General features: G+C 70.1%; 13 protein-coding genes. 1 reads left to right on the top strand and 12 read right to left on the bottom strand.

All coding sequences use genetic code 11. The features are described 5' to 3' along the window. Window positions 1-2 precede the first annotated feature (2 nt). The 11 genes from topA to bldG all read right to left on the bottom strand — a co-directional run bounded on the left by topA (window position 3) and on the right by bldG (window position 13649). Window positions 3-2861: a type I DNA topoisomerase gene (topA, locus tag ACFT7S_RS04315; protein WP_382726725.1), complete on the bottom strand. Its 2859-nt coding sequence runs from the start codon at window positions 2859-2861 to the stop codon at window positions 3-5. A 302-nt stretch (window positions 2862-3163) separates the two neighbouring features. Next, on the bottom strand, window positions 3164-3361 hold the full coding sequence (locus tag ACFT7S_RS04310) for a hypothetical protein (protein WP_382726723.1): 198 nt from the start codon (window positions 3359-3361) through the stop codon (window positions 3164-3166). A 150-nt stretch (window positions 3362-3511) separates the two neighbouring features. Continuing rightward, the gene (locus ACFT7S_RS04305) at window positions 3512-4339 is read right to left on the bottom strand and encodes an ABC transporter permease (RefSeq protein WP_382726720.1); all 828 of its coding nucleotides are present in this window, start codon (window positions 4337-4339) and stop codon (window positions 3512-3514) included. Between the two features lie 35 nt (window positions 4340-4374). After that, window positions 4375-5178 (bottom strand): ABC transporter permease, encoded by an 804-nt coding sequence (locus ACFT7S_RS04300; RefSeq protein ID WP_382726717.1) that lies wholly within the window; start codon window positions 5176-5178, stop codon window positions 4375-4377. Then, window positions 5175-6266 carry an ATP-binding cassette domain-containing protein gene (locus tag ACFT7S_RS04295; RefSeq protein WP_382726714.1) on the bottom strand — a complete coding sequence of 364 codons (1092 nt, stop codon included), beginning with the start codon at window positions 6264-6266 and terminating at the stop codon, window positions 5175-5177. Before ACFT7S_RS04295 ends, ACFT7S_RS04300 begins: the two co-directional genes overlap by 4 nt. Before the next feature lie 76 nt (window positions 6267-6342). Beyond that, window positions 6343-7062: a winged helix-turn-helix domain-containing protein gene (locus ACFT7S_RS04290; protein WP_382726711.1), complete on the bottom strand. Its 720-nt coding sequence runs from the start codon at window positions 7060-7062 to the stop codon at window positions 6343-6345. 288 nt (window positions 7063-7350) lie between these two features. Then, complete coding sequence (locus tag ACFT7S_RS04285) at window positions 7351-8850, bottom strand: methyltransferase (RefSeq protein ID WP_382726708.1); 1500 nt, start codon at window positions 8848-8850, stop codon at window positions 7351-7353. 103 nt (window positions 8851-8953) lie between these two features. Continuing rightward, window positions 8954-9568, bottom strand: a complete 615-nt coding sequence (locus ACFT7S_RS04280) for a small secreted protein (protein ID WP_382726705.1) — start codon at window positions 9566-9568, stop codon at window positions 8954-8956. A gap of 292 nt (window positions 9569-9860) precedes the next feature. Continuing rightward, the gene (locus tag ACFT7S_RS04275) at window positions 9861-12311 is read right to left on the bottom strand and encodes a sodium-translocating pyrophosphatase (RefSeq protein WP_382726702.1); all 2451 of its coding nucleotides are present in this window, start codon (window positions 12309-12311) and stop codon (window positions 9861-9863) included. Window positions 12312-12624: 313 nt separating this feature from the next. Further along, on the bottom strand, window positions 12625-13092 hold the full coding sequence (locus ACFT7S_RS04270) for an ATP-binding protein (RefSeq protein WP_382726699.1): 468 nt from the start codon (window positions 13090-13092) through the stop codon (window positions 12625-12627). Window positions 13093-13295: 203 nt separating this feature from the next. Beyond that, window positions 13296-13649, bottom strand: a complete 354-nt coding sequence (gene bldG, locus ACFT7S_RS04265) for an anti-sigma factor antagonist BldG (protein ID WP_078075833.1) — start codon at window positions 13647-13649, stop codon at window positions 13296-13298. A 78-nt stretch (window positions 13650-13727) separates the two neighbouring features. Here bldG and ACFT7S_RS04260 point away from each other — a divergent pair, with 78 nt between their 5' ends. Then, window positions 13728-16202, top strand: a complete 2475-nt coding sequence (locus ACFT7S_RS04260) for a DEAD/DEAH box helicase (RefSeq protein ID WP_382726696.1) — start codon at window positions 13728-13730, stop codon at window positions 16200-16202. On the opposite strand, the gene ACFT7S_RS04255 is transcribed toward ACFT7S_RS04260, so the two are convergent. Continuing rightward, the gene (locus tag ACFT7S_RS04255; RefSeq protein ID WP_382726824.1) at window positions 16147-16578 is read right to left on the bottom strand and encodes an Rv3654c family TadE-like protein; all 432 of its coding nucleotides are present in this window, start codon (window positions 16576-16578) and stop codon (window positions 16147-16149) included. The two genes, ACFT7S_RS04260 and ACFT7S_RS04255, sit on opposite strands and share 56 nt — an antisense overlap. Window positions 16579-16603: the final 25 nt, after the last annotated feature.

Genomic DNA, 16603 nt, shown 5'->3' with positions numbered 1-16603 from the left:
GGTCAGTCCTCCGTGGAGGCGGACGAGACCGTCTTCTTCGCCGCTGTGGCCTTCTTGGCCGTCGTCGTCTTCTTGGCAGTCGTGGTCTTCTTGGCGGCCGTCTTCTTCGCCGCCGTCTTCTTCACGGCCGTGGTCGTCTTCTTCGCCGTGGCCTTCTTTGCCGGGGCCTTCTTCGCCGTCTTCTTCTTGGCGGGTCCCTTGGCGCGCTTCTCGGCCAGCAGCTCGTAGCCGCGCTCCGGCGTGATGTCCTCGACGCTGTCGTCGCTCCGAAGCGTCGCGTTCGTCTCGCCGTCCGTGACGTACGCACCGAAGCGGCCGTCCTTCACCACCACCGGGGCCCCGCTCACCGGGTCGGTGCCCAGTTCCTTCAGCGGCGGCTTGGCGGCGGCCCGGCCGCGCTGCTTGGGCTGGGCGTAGATCGCCAGGGCCTCTTCGAGCGTGATGTCGAAGAGCTGGTCCTCGGAGGTCAGCGACCGCGAGTCCGTGCCCTTCTTCAGATACGGACCGTAGCGGCCGTTCTGCGCGGTGATCTCGACACCCTCGGCGTCCTCACCGACCACACGCGGCAGCGACATCAGCTTGAGCGCGTCGGCCAGCGTCACCGTGTCCGGCGACATCGACTTGAAGAGCGAGGCGGTCCGCGGCTTCACCGCGTTCTTGCCGGTCTTCGGCGTGCCCTCGGGCAGCACCTCGGTGACGTACGGGCCGTAGCGCCCGTCCTTCGCGATGATCTGGTTCCCGCTCACCGGGTCCGCACCGAGCTCGAAGTCACCGCTCGGCTTCGCCAGCAGCTCCTCCGCGTACTCCACGGACAGCTCGTCGGGTGCCATCTCCTCGGGCACATCGGCGCGCTGGTGACCCTCGGAGTCCTTCTCGCCACGCTCGATGTACGGGCCGTAGCGCCCGACGCGCAGCACGATGCCGTCGCCCACGGGGAACGAGGAGATCTCCCGGGCGTCGATCGCACCGAGGTCGGTGACGAGCTCCTTCAGGCCGCCGAGGTGGTCGCCGTCGCCGTTGCCCACGTCGGAGGCCGCACCCGCACCGGCCGTGTCCTCGCCCGCACCGAAGTAGAAACGCTTCAGCCACGGCACGGACTGGGCCTCGCCCCGCGCGATGCGGTCGAGGTCGTCCTCCATACGGGCGGTGAAGTCGTAGTCGACCAGCCGGCCGAAGTGCGTCTCCAGCAGGTTGACCACGGCGAAGGAGAGGAACGACGGGACGAGCGCCGTGCCCTTCTTGAAGACGTAGCCGCGGTCCAGGATCGTCCCGATGATCGAGGCGTACGTCGACGGGCGGCCGATCTCGCGCTCTTCGAGCTCCTTGACCAGCGAGGCCTCGGTGTAGCGGGCGGGCGGCTTGGTGGCGTGGCCGTCGACCGTGACCTCGTCGGCGGACAGCGCGTCGCCCTCCGCGACCTGCGGCAGGCGCCGCTCGCGGTCGTCGAGCTCGGCGTTCGGGTCGTCGGCGCCTTCGACGTACGCCTTCATGAAGCCGTGGAAGGTGATCGTCTTGCCGGAGGCCGAGAACTCGGCGTCCCGGCCGTCGCTCGCCCGGCCGCCGATCTTGACGGTGACCGAGTTACCGACGGCGTCCTTCATCTGGGAAGCGACGGTCCGCTTCCAGATGAGCTCGTACAGCCGGAACTGGTCGCCGGTGAGGCCGGTCTCGGCAGGGGTACGGAAGCGGTCGCCCGAGGGACGGATCGCCTCGTGCGCCTCCTGCGCGTTCTTGACCTTGGCGGCGTACGTGCGCGGCTTGTCCGGCAGGTAATTCGCTCCGTACAGCTGCGTGACCTGCGCCCGGGCCGCGGAGATCGCGGTGTCGGAGAGGGTCGTGGAGTCCGTACGCATATAGGTGATGAAGCCGTTCTCGTACAGCTTCTGCGCGACCTGCATCGTGGCCTTGGCCCCGAAGCCCAGCTTGCGGCTGGCCTCCTGCTGGAGGGTGGTCGTACGGAACGGCGCGTACGGCGAGCGGCGGTACGGCTTCGACTCGACGGAGCGGACCGCGAACGTGGAATCGGCGAGCGCCGCGGCCAGGGCGCGGGCGTTCGTCTCGTCCAGGTGCAGCGTCTGGCCGGAAGCCGACTTGAGCTGGCCGTCCGGACCGAAGTCGCGGCCCTGGGCGATGCGACGGCCGTCGACCGCGCTGAGGCGGGCAGTGAGCGTCGAGGGGTCGGAGGCGTCACCGGTACGGCCGGTGGCGAAGGTGCCGGTCAGGTCCCAGTACTCGGCGGAACGGAAGGCGATGCGCTCGCGCTCCCGCTCGACGACGAGGCGGGTCGCGACGGACTGGACACGGCCCGCCGACAGGCGGGGCATGACCTTCTTCCAGAGGACCGGGGACACCTCGTAGCCGTAGAGGCGGTCGAGGATTCGGCGGGTCTCCTGGGCGTCGACCATGCGCTGGTTGAGCTCGCGCGGGTTGGCGACGGCGGCCCGGATCGCGTCCTTGGTGATCTCGTGGAAGACCATCCGGTGGACCGGGACCTTGGGCTTCAGGACTTCCTGGAGGTGCCACGCGATGGCTTCGCCCTCGCGGTCCTCATCGGTGGCGAGGAAGAGTTCGTCGGACTCGGCCAGCAGCTGCTTGAGCTTCCTGACCTGGGCCTTCTTGTCGGCGTTGACGACGTAGATCGGCTGGAAGTCGTTCTCGACGTCCACGCCGAGACGACGTACCTCACCGGTGTACTCGTCCGGCACCTCGGCGGCGCCGTTCGGGAGGTCGCGGATGTGCCCGACGCTCGCCTCGACGACGTATCCGGGGCCGAGATAGCCCTTGATCGTCTTCGCCTTGGCAGGCGACTCGACGATGACGAGTCGGCGGCCGCCCTGTGCGGTCTCGCTGGTCGGGGACAACTTCGCTCTTCTCTCCGGTCGGCACTCAGTGGGCATCCGGGCAGCGCAATGACGCTGCCCGCGGTGCTGTCGCTGCGGAGTGTGACGGTACAACCCGCCCCCGTGTCAAACGGCAAAAGCCCGCAACGGCCACTCGAACGGTAACCCGACTTCCGCCATTCCTGCCGCCCGGACCGCCCGGACCGCCGTGCGCATGCCTCCTGCCTGCGCATTCCGAGGTGCCGCCGAGGTGCCGCCGAGGTGCCTTCGCGGAGTCGTCCGGAGGTGTCCCGTCCGGGATCAGGCCCTGCGGGGGTTGGGAATCAGACGCGGGTGAAGCACCAGACGCCGACCACGAGGAACGTTCCGCCGAAGAGCGTGGCGAGGGTGGCAGAGGCGACGGGGCTCACACCGTGAGCCACCGGCGCGCGGTGCAGGGTGCGCGCCCCCGTCCAGATCAGGAGCGCGGCACCGAACAGTGCGAATGCCGTACCGGCGAAGACGGCGGTGACGCTCTCCATGTCCGTACCCCTCAAACTCACTCGTCGTGATGCGCCTCAGCAGGGGGAGGCTGCCACGCCGGGGCGTCGTCGACACGAACCCCCGGTGAACAGCACTCCCACGGCTCGTCTCACCTCGTCTCACGTCCTCACATCTCACCTCGTCTCACTTCACATCACGTCGAGGGTCGCGCGTCGCCGGCTGCCGCGTTCGAACAGCGCGAGGAGGGCCACGGCGAGCAGCGCGTACCCGGCGCCGACCGCCAGCTCCGCCCCGAGCAGGCCCGTGTCGAGTACGCCGCCCGCCGACAACTGCCGGGCCGCGTCCGCGGCATGGGTCAGCGGGAGTACGTCGCCGAGTGAGCGCATCCACGCGGGGAGCTCGCTCCGCGGCACGTTCGCCCCGGTCAGCAGGAGCAGTACGGAACAAGCCACATTCGAGACCAGGAAGACATCGCGGAAGCGGAGCCCGAGCGCCCCCAGGGCGAGCCCGAACGCGGAGCATCCGGCGGAGGCGGCGAGCAGCACCGCCGCAAGTCCCGGGACGGACCCGAGCGGAATCCGCAGACCCAGCAGGAGGGACGCAGCGGTGAGAGTGAAAGCGCTGATGAGGAGCCCGTTGAGTACGTAGGGCAGGGCGCGGCCGAACCAGAGCGGAGCCCGGTGGCGGGGGCTGAGGAGGACCGCGCCGAGCGTGCCGAAGCGGCGCTCGTTGGAGATGGCCATCGTGCCGCCGTAGACGCAGGCGGTCGAGGAGGCGAGCACCGCGTTGCCGATCAGGTAGAAGCGGTCGTCCGCCACCCCGAGCTGGCGTCCGAGGAAGACGAAGAACAGCAGTTGCAGCAGCGGCCCGGCCAGCAGCGTGCCGATGAACATGGGCGGCGTCGTCCAGTTGAACAGCGCGCGGTAGGAGATGGCCCCGCCGAGGACGACAAGTCGTGCCGTACGGAGGATTCCCGAAGCGAGGGCCGCTACGGACGCGGGGACTGACGAGAGCATGCGGAGGCTCCTGGAGATCCTGAATGGCCCGGTCATCAGGCGAGGGAGAGGGTGGCGGCGGCCCGGGCGCGGCGTTCGACCCGGCCGAGGACCAGCACCGCGAGCAGCGCGTAGAACCCGCCGAGAGCGAGGGCCGCGCCCATCGGGACGAGCACCTCGGCGACGGCGGGCCCGCCCGAGGTCGCCGCGTGCACGGCCCGCGAACCCCAGGTGGTGGGCAGCGCCCAGGAGACCGGACGGGTCCAGTCCGGCAGGACGGTGACGGGGACGAGCATTCCGGACAGCAGCCACACGGGCGCGTCCAGCGGGTTGGCGAGCGCGTTCGCGTTGCGCAGCAGGACGAAGGTGGCGGCCAGAAGCAGCCCCATCATGCCGAGCGACAGCACGCATACGGGCACGGCGACGAGGAAGAGCAGCGGGTGCGCGAAGTTCAGCGGTACGTCGAAGAGCACCGCGCCCCAGAGGACCGTCGCGCCCATGGCGTAGGTCCCGATGACGGCCGTGGCCAGCGTGATCGGCAGCAGGACGAGGGAGAGCGGGGCCGGCGAAGCGACCAGCGTCTCCAGAGTGCCGAGCCAGCGCTGGTTCTGCACGGCGCCGCCCGACCCGAACAGCACCGAGGACCAGATGCCCATCAGCCCTGCCCCGACGGCCGCGGTGAGCAGCCGGTCGGGGTCGTCGGCGGCGCGGAAGAGATAGACGGCGAGGGTCGCGTACACCAGCGGCAGGAGGACGGCGAAGGTGATTTCGAGCGGTGACCTGCTCATGTACGAGACGTGGGTGCGCACACCGACGACGGTCAGCCGCAGGACCCGGCGGGGGCTCTTTCCCGTCCTCATACCGTGGCCTCCTGCTCGCCGGTCACGGCCTCCTGCTCGCTGTGGGAACGGGCTTCCCGCTCGCTGTGAGAACCGGCTTCCCGCTCGCCGCCGGGGGAACCGGTTTCCGGCTCCGGGCCGTTCGCCTCCTCGACGATCGCGATGTAGGCGTCCTCCAGGGTCGGTTCACGGGTGACGACCCGTCCGACCCTGATGTCGTCGAGCGCCGCCAGCACCCCGGCATACAGGCCGGCGCCCCGCTCCGTCTGCACGGTGACCGCCTGCCCGCTTCCCCGCTCCTCCACGGCCACACCCCGGACCCCGGGCAGCGCCCGAATGCGGTCGAGGTGCTCGTCGGCTGCCCCGTACGCCTCGATCTCCAGGACATCGCGGTCCTGGACCCGGGACTTGAGCCGGTCAGGGGTGCCCAGCGCCCGTATCGTGCCGCCCGCGATCACCGCGATCCGGTCGCACAACTCGTCGGCCTCGGCCATGTAGTGGGTGGTCAGCAGGACCGTGGTACCGCCGGCCCGGAGGTCGGCGACCGTACGGCGCAGATCGCGGGCCGCCACCGGGTCGACGCCGATGGACGGCTCGTCGAGGAAGAGGACATCGGGCTTGTGCAGCAGGCCGCGGGCGATGTGCAGGCGTTGGCGCATACCGCGCGAGTAGCCCTCGACCCGCTCCCTTTCCCGGCCCGTGAGCCCCACCAGGTCCAGCAGTTCGCCGATCCGGGCCTTCTGTTCGCGGGGCCCGACTCCGTACAACTCCGCGAAGTAGCGCAGATTATCGAGGGCTGAGAGCCGGTCGTAGAGACCCCGGTCGCCCCCGAAGACGTACCCGATCCTGCGGCGTACGGCCACGGGGTCGGCGGCCACGTCGTGTCCCAGCACCTTCGCGGTGCCGGAGGTCGGCAGGAGAAGGGTGTTGAGCATCTTGATGGTCGTGGTCTTGCCCGCGCCGTTGGGCCCGAGCAGTCCGAAGAGTTCGCCGCGCGCCACCTGGAAACTGACACCGCGAACGGCTTCGGTCTCGGTGCGGCGCGGGCGCAGGAAGCCCGTGCGGGCGGTGTAGGTGCGGCGGAGATTCTTCGCCTCGATCGCAAGCATGGCGGCGACGCTAGAGCCGCGGCCGCTGCCCGGCCATCAATTCGGGGGCCGCCGAATCGTCGTGCGGCGCAGGCCGTCAGGACACCGCGCGCAGGACGTCCTCCCCCGACAGGAGTGCGAGCAGGGCGCGGCCGGTGTCGGTGAGCTGGTAGTACACGCTGCGGCCGACGCGGTGCCGGGTCACGACGTCCGAGTCGGCGAGGACCGACAGATGCTCGGAGACCGTGCTCGGGGCGAGGCCCAGCCGGTCGGATATCCCGGCCGTGGTGAGCGGTGCGCCGAGCTGGCGCAGGACCGATGCCCGGCCCCGCCCGAGCAGCAGACCGAGCCGGTCGGCGCTGCCCGGCTCCGCCTCGGCGGGCCGCTCGCGCAGGGCGGCCGCGCCTCTGGCCTGGAAGGAGACGGTCAGGACCTCCGGGTCGTCGGTGGAGTAGAGCCGGCAGCCCTCGGCGAAGACGAGGGGGACGAGCAGCAGCCGCCGCTCGCCCGCCCGGTAGTCGGCGTCGATGTGCTTGGTCAGCTCCAGGACGGGCGGCGTCCATCTGGCCCGTGTCTCGAGCCCGGCGAAGAGTGCGTCGACGCCCTCCGTCGCGAAGGTGCGGGCCCGGATGAGGACCTCGTCCTTCCACGAGGCGGCGCATGGTCGGCCAGTGCTGCTCCAGCGCGCCTTCCCAGTACGCCGCGTACGCGTCGGCGAGCGCGGCGCAGGCCGCCTCGGGGTCGTCGAGATAGGGGCGGACCCAGGGGTGTTCGCCGAGGTGCCCGTAATGCTCGGCGATCCCGGCCCGTACGACATCGGCGGGCGTGGCCCGGACGATGTCGAGCTCCGTCTCGATGGACGAGGCCCCGACAGGCTTGGGCACCATGAAGTCGGGGAAGCCGTCCGGACCGTCGATCAGGAGGCGCAGGGCGTGCGTCCGGTCGTCCTCGCGCAGGACCTCGCGGGCCCGGCCCACCCACTCCTCGTACGGCCAGGAGGGCATCCGGTGCGGGCGGGTCAGATGGATGCTGCAGAAGGTGTCCCACAGCGGACTGACGGCGATCCGGGTCGCGCCGAGCGACGCCTCGTCCAGCGCTATGCGGATCACCTGCGCACCGGCTCCAGAAAACCCTCTTCCACCAGCAGCCTGATCGCCTGCGGGGTGCGGTCGCGCAGCAGCACCGGGTCCTCGGACATCAGCTGGGCGATGGCGTCGAGAATCCGGCCGGCGGGAAGCGACCCGTCGCACACACCGGCGAACCCGGCGCCGACGGCGTCGACCTTCGTGGCACGGCGCATCCCGCGGTGCTGGCGCAGCACCACATGTTCGGGGTCCTCCGCACCCGGCAGTCCGACCTGCTCCTGCACGACCTCGGCGGCGAGCGTGAACCGGGCGGCCAGCAGCGCCGCGTCGTCCTGGTCCCGGAGGTAGTCCTGGCGGGCGAAGTGGGCCTCGATGGCGGGGCCGAGCGGCTGCTCCACCGGGTGCGGCCACTCCTCGATCACGACCGACGGCTCGGCCGCCCCGGTCTTCCTGAGCGTGATCCAGCCGAAGCCGACCGCCTTCGTACCGCGGGCCTCGAACTCGTCGAGCCACGCCTCGTAGCGCGCGGTGTACTCGGCGGGGTCCGAGCGGTGGTCGCCGCTGTCGCGCAGCCACAGCTCCGCGTACTGCGTGATGTCCTGCACCTCCCGCTGCACGATCCAGGCGTCGCAGCCGCGCGGCACCCAGGTGCGCAGCCGGTCCTGCCACTCCTCGCCCTGGACGTGCTGCCAGTTGGCGAGGAACTGGGCGTAACCCCCCTCGTTCAGCCGGTCGCCCGCCTGCTGCACCAGGGTCCGGCACAGGTCGTCGCCGCCCATTCCGCCGTCGCGGTACGTCAGTCGGGCGCCCGGAGAGATCACGAACGGAGGATTGGAGACGATCAGGTCGAACGTCTCGTCGGAGACCGGTTCGAAGAGGGACCCCTCACGAAGGTCGGCCGGAGCGGCGCCGGACAGAGCGAGGGTGAGCCGGGTGAAGGCCAGGGCCCGCGGGTTGAGGTCCGTGGCCGTGACGCGGGTGGCGTGCTGCGAGGCGTGCAACGCCTGGATGCCCGAACCGGTGCCGAGGTCCAGAGCGGAGGCCACCGGCTCACGGACGGTGATTCCGGCGAGCGTGGTCGACGCCCCGCCGACGCCGAGGACGACACCCTCCTCGTGCGAACCGATACCGCCGGCCCCACCGACCGCACAGCCCAGGTCGGACACGATGAACCAGTCCTCGCCCTCCGGCCCGCCGTACGGCCGGACGTCGACGGTCGCCCGAACCTCGTCGCCGTCCCGTCTCAGCCAGCCGTCCTCGACGCACTCCTCCACGGGGAGCGCGGCGCGGGCCCGCTCGTACGGGACGGAGCGCTGGAGAAGGAAGAGCCGCACCAGCGTGTCGAGCGGCGATTCGCCTCTGGTCGCCCGCAGTGCGGGGACCGTTTCGCTGCGGGCGAGCGCGGCGTAGGCGGACGCGCCGAGCCGGTCGAGGAGCCCGTCCGCGGTGAAGGCGGCGGAGAGCAGGGCTTCGCGGAGCGCGGGGATACGGTCGGATGCGGGAAGGCTGGTCGTACTCACCCGCCCATTGTGTCCGCTCCCACTGACAAAGGCAGCGGCCCGGCACCCATAAAGGGCGACCGGGCCACTGACCGGCGGTCCACCAGCTCTTCCCTGGTGCCTGTTACGCCTTCTTGCTCGCCGAGGCGGACGGCGACGCCGCCTTCGAGGTCCCGGCGGACGGCGAGGAGGAGGCCGTCGGCTTCTGGCAGCCCTTCTGCTTGGCCATCGCGGTGCCGACCTCACCGGACTGGAGCTTCTTCAGCGCCTGGTCACCACTGGTGCTGATCTTGTTCAGCTCGTCGGCGATGTCCTTGAGACCGTCGGCGAACTTCGCCTGGTCCTTCGTGTTGAGCGCGTCGACCTTCGTCTTCAGCTCGGCGTAGGCGACGGAGGAGGCGTTGAGCTCCTTCACGGCCTCCTTCTGCGTGGTCTCGCCGTCGTCGACGGGCGGCGGACCCGCCGAGTCCACGGCTGCACCCAGCGCCTTGTACGCCTGCGAGATCTGCTGGAAGGCGGCCGAGTCGGTCGCCTGGACGTCGGCCGGCTTGCTGTTGTCCGCGGTCTGCCGCTGGATGTCGGCGTTGGCGTCCGCGATCTTCTGCAGCTGGGGCTGGACCTGGTCGCAGACCTCCTTGGCCCAGTCGTTGACCTTGTCGTCGCTGTCGTCGCTGCAGCCCGACAGCGTCAGTACGAGTACCGCACCGCCGGACAGTGCGGCTGCAAGCTTCTTGTTCACCGGATTGGGTCCCTTCCAAGGCTCTCGGCCCCGGAACTTACACGCCAAGTGGGCGACATTCTGGCGTCGGGCGTCGGATATGCAAGCTTTTGCAGCCATTTGCACCAAGGGAATTGAGAGAGATACAACTCACCCGAATGCTCGATCACACGTGCGGAAACTCACCGATTCGGATGAAGAACCGTGAAGCACGACGGGCGGACGAACCCTCAGAAGAGTTCGTCCGCCCGCCGCTTGAGCCGGCACTACCGCCTCCGAGCCCCTCCGGGCACGCGAGACCGGCCGTTCCGGATCAGGAAATGGCCGCCGGATCAGGCGACTTGGCAGGACGGTCACCGTCGTCGCCGTCATTTCCTGCGCTCCCGGAGCCGTCTTCGTCACCCATGACGATCCCGCGCCGCTTGGACACGTACACCGCCCCGACGATGACGACGATGGCGAACACCGCCACCACCGCCCGTACACCGGCGCTCGCGTCCTCCCCGTAGCTGAACTGCACGACCGCCGGGGCGATGAGCAGCGCCACCAGGTTCATCACCTTGAGGAGCGGGTTGATCGCCGGTCCGGCCGTGTCCTTGAACGGGTCTCCGACCGTGTCACCGATGACGGTCGCGGCATGGGCGTCACTGCCCTTGCCGCCGTAATGACCGTCCTCGACGAGCTTCTTGGCGTTGTCCCACGCGCCACCTGAGTTGGCGAGGAAGACGGCCATGAGCGTGCCGGTCGCGATCGCGCCCGCGAGATACGAACCGAGCGCCCCGACACCGAGACTGAAACCGACCGCGATCGGCGCCAGCACGGCGAGCAGCCCGGGCGTGGCCAGCTCGCGCAGCGCGTCCTTGGTGCAGATGTCGACGACGCGCCCGTACTCCGGCTTCTCCGTGTAGTCCATGATCCCCGGGTGCTCGCGGAACTGCCGCCGCACCTCGTAGACCACGGCCCCGGCGGACCGGGACACCGCGTTGATGGCCAGGCCGGAAAAGAGGAAGACGACCGCCGCGCCGAGGATCAGCCCGACCAGGTTGTTGGGCTGCGAGATGTCCAGGCTCAGCCCCAGCTCACCCGCTTCGGCCCCCACGTCCTCGACCGCCGTGGCGATCGCGTCGCGGTACGAACCGAAGAGCGCCGCCGCCGCCAGGACGGCGGTGGCGATGGCGATGCCCTTCGTGATGGCCTTGGTCGTGTTGCCGACGGCGTCCAGGTCGGTGAGCACCTGAGCCCCGGCGCCCTGGACGTCGCCGGACATCTCGGCGATGCCCTGCGCGTTGTCGGAAACCGGTCCGAAGGTGTCCATGGCGACGATGACCCCGACGGTGGTGAGCAGGCCGGTCCCGGCGAGGGCCACCGCGAAGAGCGCCAGCATGATCGACGTACCGCCGAGCAGGAACGCCCCGTAGACGCCGAGCCCGATCAGCAGCGCGGTGTAGACGGCGGACTCCAGGCCGATGGAGATTCCGGCGAGCACGACGGTCGCCGGGCCCGTCAGCGAGGACTTCCCGATGTCCCTGACCGGGCGGCGGTTGGTTTCGGTGAAGTAGCCGGTGAGCTGCTGGATCAGCGCGGCGAGCACGATGCCGATGGCGACAGCGACCAGGGCGAAGATCCGGGGGTCGCCGTCGTGCGCGGCGATGGCGCTGTCGGTGACGCCGTCCAGCTCGGCGTACGAGGACGGGAGGTAGACGAAGACCGCCACGGCCACCAGGACGAGCGAGATCACCGCGGAGATGAAGAACCCGCGGTTGATGGCGGTCATCCCGCTGCGATCGGCGCGCCGCGGGGCGACCGCGAAGATGCCGATCATCGCGGTGACCACGCCGATCGCCGGCACGATCAGGGGGAAGGCCAGTCCGGAGTCCCCGAAGGCGGCCGAGCCGAGGATGAGTGCGGCGACGAGCGTCACGGCGTACGACTCGAACAGGTCGGCCGCCATGCCCGCGCAGTCCCCGACGTTGTCGCCCACGTTGTCGGCGATGGTGGCGGCGTTGCGCGGGTCGTCCTCCGGGATGCCCTGCTCCACCTTGCCGACGAGGTCGGCGCCCACGTCGGCCGCCTTGGTGAAGATGCCGCCGCCGACCCTCATGAACATGGCGATCAGCGCGGCACCGAGGCCGAAGCCTTCCAGGACCTTGGGCGCGTCGGCGGCGTACACGAGGACGACGCAGGAGGCGCCGAGCAGGCCGAGGCCCACCGTGATCATGCCGACCACGCCACCCGTACGGAAAGCGATCTTCATCGCCTTGTGCGATACGGCGGTGAGATCCTTCTCCGGTTCGCCTTCTTCCGGAGTCGCCTCACGCGCGGCTGCGGCGACGCGCACATTGCTGCGTACGGCGAGGCGCATGCCGATGTATCCGGTGGCCGCCGAGAAAAGCGCACCCACCAGGAAGAACAGCGACCGTCCTGCGCGCTGCGACCAGCTGTCGGCCGGCAACAGCAGGAGCAGGAAGAACACGACGACGGCGAAGATGCCGACGGTACGCAGCTGCCGCGCCAGATACGCATTCGCGCCCTCCTGGACGGCTGCCGCGATTTCCTTCATGCGCTCGGTGCCCTCGCCGGCCGCCAGGACCTGGCGTGCCAGCAGCTGGGCCACGACCAGTGCGGCTACGGCGACGACCGCGACAACGATGATGATCAGCCGGTTGTCATCGGTGAGAACCGCGGCCGCGAGTGAGGTGGGACGGTCGGAAGGTGCGGAAAACTGCGTCAGTTCTGCCAGTGGTGTGTTGAAAGACCCCGCCATACGTCCTCCTTGACGCTCAGCGCTCAAGACGTGGACGGATTGTAGGGAGCAGAACCTGATCAAAACAGTGGGTGCGTAATGGAATTGACCTTCATCCCTCAATCGGCAAATGATCTCACCCTTGATTCAGCCCGAATGCAGTAACGGGGCAGGGGCATTTCCGGAAGATCACCGATCAAGCGAAAACGAAAAAAGGCCCTGCTCAGCAGGGCCCAGAAAATAATCGATCACCCGCACCCGGGAGAGTGACGGGAGCCCGGGACGTTTCAGGCCCGCGTTCGATCACGCGCACCCGGCAACACCGGCGCAGGACTCAGGCAAGTGCCGCCGCGGACTTCGTCGGCCAGCTCATGCGGATCACTCCGCCGTCTGCACCCGATCTGACTTCCACGTCGTCGACCAGGCCGCTGATGACCGCGAGACCCATCTCGTCCTCGCCGTCACTGTCGGTCTCGGAATCCATCGAGCCGGTCCGCCCGTCGGGCGTGGCGTCGGACGATCCGGTCGCGGTGGCGGCCTCGCTGCCGGGGCCGGGCACCTCGTCGCCGACCTCGATGGAGAAAGCCTTCTCCTCGTCGGTCAGCACGACTGTCACCGGGGCAGTGATGCCATGACTGCGATGCAGCCCGACAGCACGGCTGCACGCCTCGCCCACGGCGAGTCTGACCTCGTCGAGCAACGCCTCGTCGACCCCGGCCCGGCGCGCCACGGCGGCTGCCACAAGGCGTGCCGTCCTGACATGTTCGGGCTGAGCGCTGAAGCGGAGTTCAACGGTGGCCATGCGATCCCCCTCGAGCGTACGGGCGTGCTTCTCAGAGGCCCGGGCGTGTCGCCCGGTCCCCCTGCTCTCCAACCTCCGGAAGAGCCGACAAAGCGGGCAGTCGGCCAAGGGCCGACCACCTGCTCGACGCGGCCTGTCTGCTGCCGCGTGCCGGGCTGCTCACTGCCTGCCGGCCGGCCAGATGAGGCCGGCCCGCTCCGACGTCAGTCGGTGGCCGCGACAGCCTCTTCGACCGTGGTGTGAATGGGGAACACCTTGGTCAGACCTGTGATCCGGAAGATCTTGAGAATGCGCTCCTGGTTGCAGACCAGGCGCAGTGAGCCCTCATGGGCTCGGACACGCTTCAAGCCGCCCACGAGCACGCCGAGGCCGGTGGAGTCGAGGAAGTCGACGCCTTCCATGTCGACAACCAGGTGGTAGCTGCCGTCATTCACCAACTCGACCAACTGCTCGCGCAGCTTGGGCGCGGTATACACATCAATCTCGCCACCGACCTCGACGACCGTACGGTCGCCACCAGGGCCGGACACATTGCGAGTCGACAGGGACAGGTCCACGGATCCTCCAGCACCTTGCTATCGAGCGGTCGCCCCTCGGTCTCCCCGACGGAGCCAGGGGACGGATCGCCAGCCGCGATGGCATTCAATCACTTACCGGCAGCCATGCACGACGCCTTGGGACCATTGTCCGCCACGCCAGTGACACACTCGGTCCCGATGGCCAAGAATCACCGCCCCAGTCGACCGCCCGAGAGCGGGGGCTCCCGCCCCTCTCCCGCCATGGTCCTCGACCGGCTCGCCGCAGGGGCGGACCGGTCCGCGCGCATCACTCATACGGAGCACTTGCCCCCGCGGGAGGGAACCCATGCCATCTGGCCGGATCGCATCCGTCCAGAAGTCGTCGCGGCGATTCAGCAGGCCGGAATCGACCATCCGTGGGCACATCAGGCCGCCGCCGCCGAGCACGCCCTGGACGGCGAATCCGTCGTGATCGCCACCGGCACCGCGTCCGGAAAGTCCCTCGCCTACCTCGCGCCGGTGCTCAGCGCCCTCCTCGACGGCTCGCAGGCGCCGAACGGACGCGGGACGACCGCCCTGTATCTCGCCCCCACCAAGGCCCTCGCCGCCGACCAGCGGCGGTCCGTGAAGGAACTCGCGGCGCCCCTCGGCCACGCGATCCGGCCCGCGGTGTACGACGGGGACACCCCCGTCGAGGAACGCGAATGGGTACGTCAGTACGCCAACTACGTCCTGACCAACCCCGACATGCTGCACCGCGGCATCCTGCCCTCCCATCCCCGCTGGTCCTCGTTCCTGCGCGCCCTGCGCTTCGTCGTCATCGACGAGTGCCACACCTACCGGGGCGTCTTCGGCTCCCACGTCGCCCAGGTGCTGCGGCGCCTGCGCCGCCTGTGCGCCCGTTACGGCGCCGATCCGGTCTTCCTCCTCGCCTCCGCCACCGCGGCGGACCCCTCGGTCGCCGCAGGCCGCCTCACAGGCCTCCCCGTCAAGGAGGTCGCCGACGACGCCTCACCCCGCGGCGAACTGGTCTTCGCCCTCTGGGAACCCCCGCTGACCGAACTCCACGGCGAGAAGGGCGCCCCGGTACGCCGGACCGCCACGGCCGAGACGGCCGACCTCCTCACCGGCCTGACCCTTCAAGGCGTCCGCTCGGTCGCTTTCGTACGCTCCCGGCGCGGCGCCGAGCTCATCTCAGTGATCGCGAAGGAACGCCTGGCCGAGGTGGACCGCTCGCTGCCGAAGCGGGTCGCTGCCTATCGCGGTGGCTACCTTCCGGAGGAACGCCGCGCCCTGGAACGCGCCCTGCACTCCGGCGAGCTCCTCGGCCTCGCCGCCACCACCGCCCTGGAACTGGGCATCGACGTCTCGGGCCTGGACGCCGTCGTCATCGCCGGTTACCCGGGCACCAGGGCCTCCCTGTGGCAGCAAGCCGGCCGTGCCGGCCGCTCCGGTCAGGGCGCGCTCGCCATTCTGGTCGCCCGGGACGACCCTCTGGACACCTATCTGGTCCACCACCCCGAGGCGCTGTTCCAGCAGCCCGTGGAGTCGACCGTCCTCGACCCGGACAACCCGTACGTCCTCGCCCCCCATCTGTGCGCGGCGGCCGCCGAGCTGCCGCTCACCGAGTCCGACATCGCGCTCTTCGGTCCTGCGGTGCCCGAGCTGCTGCCTCAGCTGGAGGCCGCGAAACTGCTGCGCAAGCGGCCGTCGGGCTGGCACTGGACCCGCCGGGAGCGGGCGGCCGATCTCACCGACATCCGGGGCGAGGGCGGCCGTCCGGTCCAGATCGTCGAGGAGGGCACCGGCCGCCTGCTCGGCACCGTGGACGAGTCGGCCGCGCACACCGCCGTCCACGAGGGCGCCGTCCACCTCCACCAGGGCCTCAGCTACCTGGTGCGGAAACTGGACCTGGAGGACTCCGTGGCCCTCGTCGAGGAGGCGAACCCGCCGTACTCGACCACCGCACGCGACACCACCGCCATCTCCGTGCTGGAGACCGACACCGAGATCCCGTGGGGCGACGGGCGGCTCTGTTACGGCTCCGTGGAGGTCACCAACCAGGTCGTCTCCTTCCTGCGCCGTCGGGTGATCACCGGGGAGGTGATGGGCGAGACCAAGCTCGACCTCCCGCCCCGCACCCTGCGAACCCGCGCGGTGTGGTGGACGGTCACCGAGGACCAGCTCGATGCCGCCCGGATCAATCCGGAGATCCTCGGCGGCGCACTGCACGCCGCCGAGCACGCGTCGATCGGGATGCTCCCGCTGTTCGCCACCTGCGACCGCTGGGACATCGGCGGGGTCTCCGTGCCGCTCCACCCGGACACCCTGCTGCCCACCGTCTTCGTCTACGACGGCCACCCGGGCGGCGCCGGCTTCGCCGAGCGGGCCTTCCACACCGCCCGGAGGTGGCTGACGGCGACCCGCGAGGCCATCGCGTCCTGCGAGTGCGAAGCGGGCTGCCCGTCGTGCATCCAGTCCCCCAAGTGCGGCAACGGGAACGAACCCCTGCACAAACGAGGCGCCGTACGCCTCCTCACCGAACTCCTGCGCACCGCTCCCCCGGGCCCGGAAGACAACCAGAAGGCGTAACGGGCGAAGCCCCCTCAGCCCCCTCCTGCATCCGCACCCCGCCCGGTGGCCCCGCGCGGGACCTGATCTCCGGTTCGTACGGGCCGAAGCGGGCGCGGGCCGTCACGTCGGCGATCTCTCCTTGCACCGCGCACCGCACCACCACCGCCTCCTGCGCCCCGGCGACCCGCCCGGCCGCCTCGCACGCGGCTGCCGGGCCCTGGAGGGCGCGGTCGGCCGCGGCGAGGGCTGCCAGGTCCGCCGCACCGCCGGCCCGGTGCCGGGCCGCCACGGCCTGCCCCAGGGCGAGGACCACCGCGAACACCGCGCACAGGGTGGCCGTGGTCATCGCCACCCACACCGTCGCCAGCCCTCGATCACCGGACCCGGACCCGATCCCGAACCTCAGCCTCAGCCCCCTC

Source organism: Streptomyces sp. NPDC057136 (assembly GCF_042670885.1).
Classification (GTDB): Bacteria; Actinomycetota; Actinomycetes; order Streptomycetales; family Streptomycetaceae; genus Streptomyces.
This window is presented reverse-complemented; position numbering and strand designations above follow the sequence as displayed.

Bases quoted from the DNA above. Each gene is read 5' to 3' on its own strand.
- ACFT7S_RS04275 (WP_382726702.1), bottom strand. From the start codon at position 12,311: ATGGCGGGGTCTTTCAACACACCACTGGCAGAACTGACGCAGTTTTCC.
- ACFT7S_RS04270 (WP_382726699.1), bottom strand. From the start codon at position 13,092: ATGGCCACCGTTGAACTCCGCTTCAGCGCTCAGCCCGAACATGTCAGG.
- ACFT7S_RS04295 (WP_382726714.1), bottom strand. From the start codon at position 6,266: ATGCTTGCGATCGAGGCGAAGAATCTCCGCCGCACCTACACCGCCCGC.
- ACFT7S_RS04310 (WP_382726723.1), bottom strand. From the start codon at position 3,361: ATGGAGAGCGTCACCGCCGTCTTCGCCGGTACGGCATTCGCACTGTTC.
- ACFT7S_RS04305 (WP_382726720.1), bottom strand. From the start codon at position 4,339: ATGCTCTCGTCAGTCCCCGCGTCCGTAGCGGCCCTCGCTTCGGGAATC.
- ACFT7S_RS04260 (WP_382726696.1), top strand. From the start codon at position 13,728: ATGGCATTCAATCACTTACCGGCAGCCATGCACGACGCCTTGGGACCA.
- ACFT7S_RS04300 (WP_382726717.1), bottom strand. From the start codon at position 5,178: ATGAGGACGGGAAAGAGCCCCCGCCGGGTCCTGCGGCTGACCGTCGTC.
- ACFT7S_RS04290 (WP_382726711.1), bottom strand. From the start codon at position 7,062: ATGTCGTACGGGCCGGGATCGCCGAGCATTACGGGCACCTCGGCGAAC.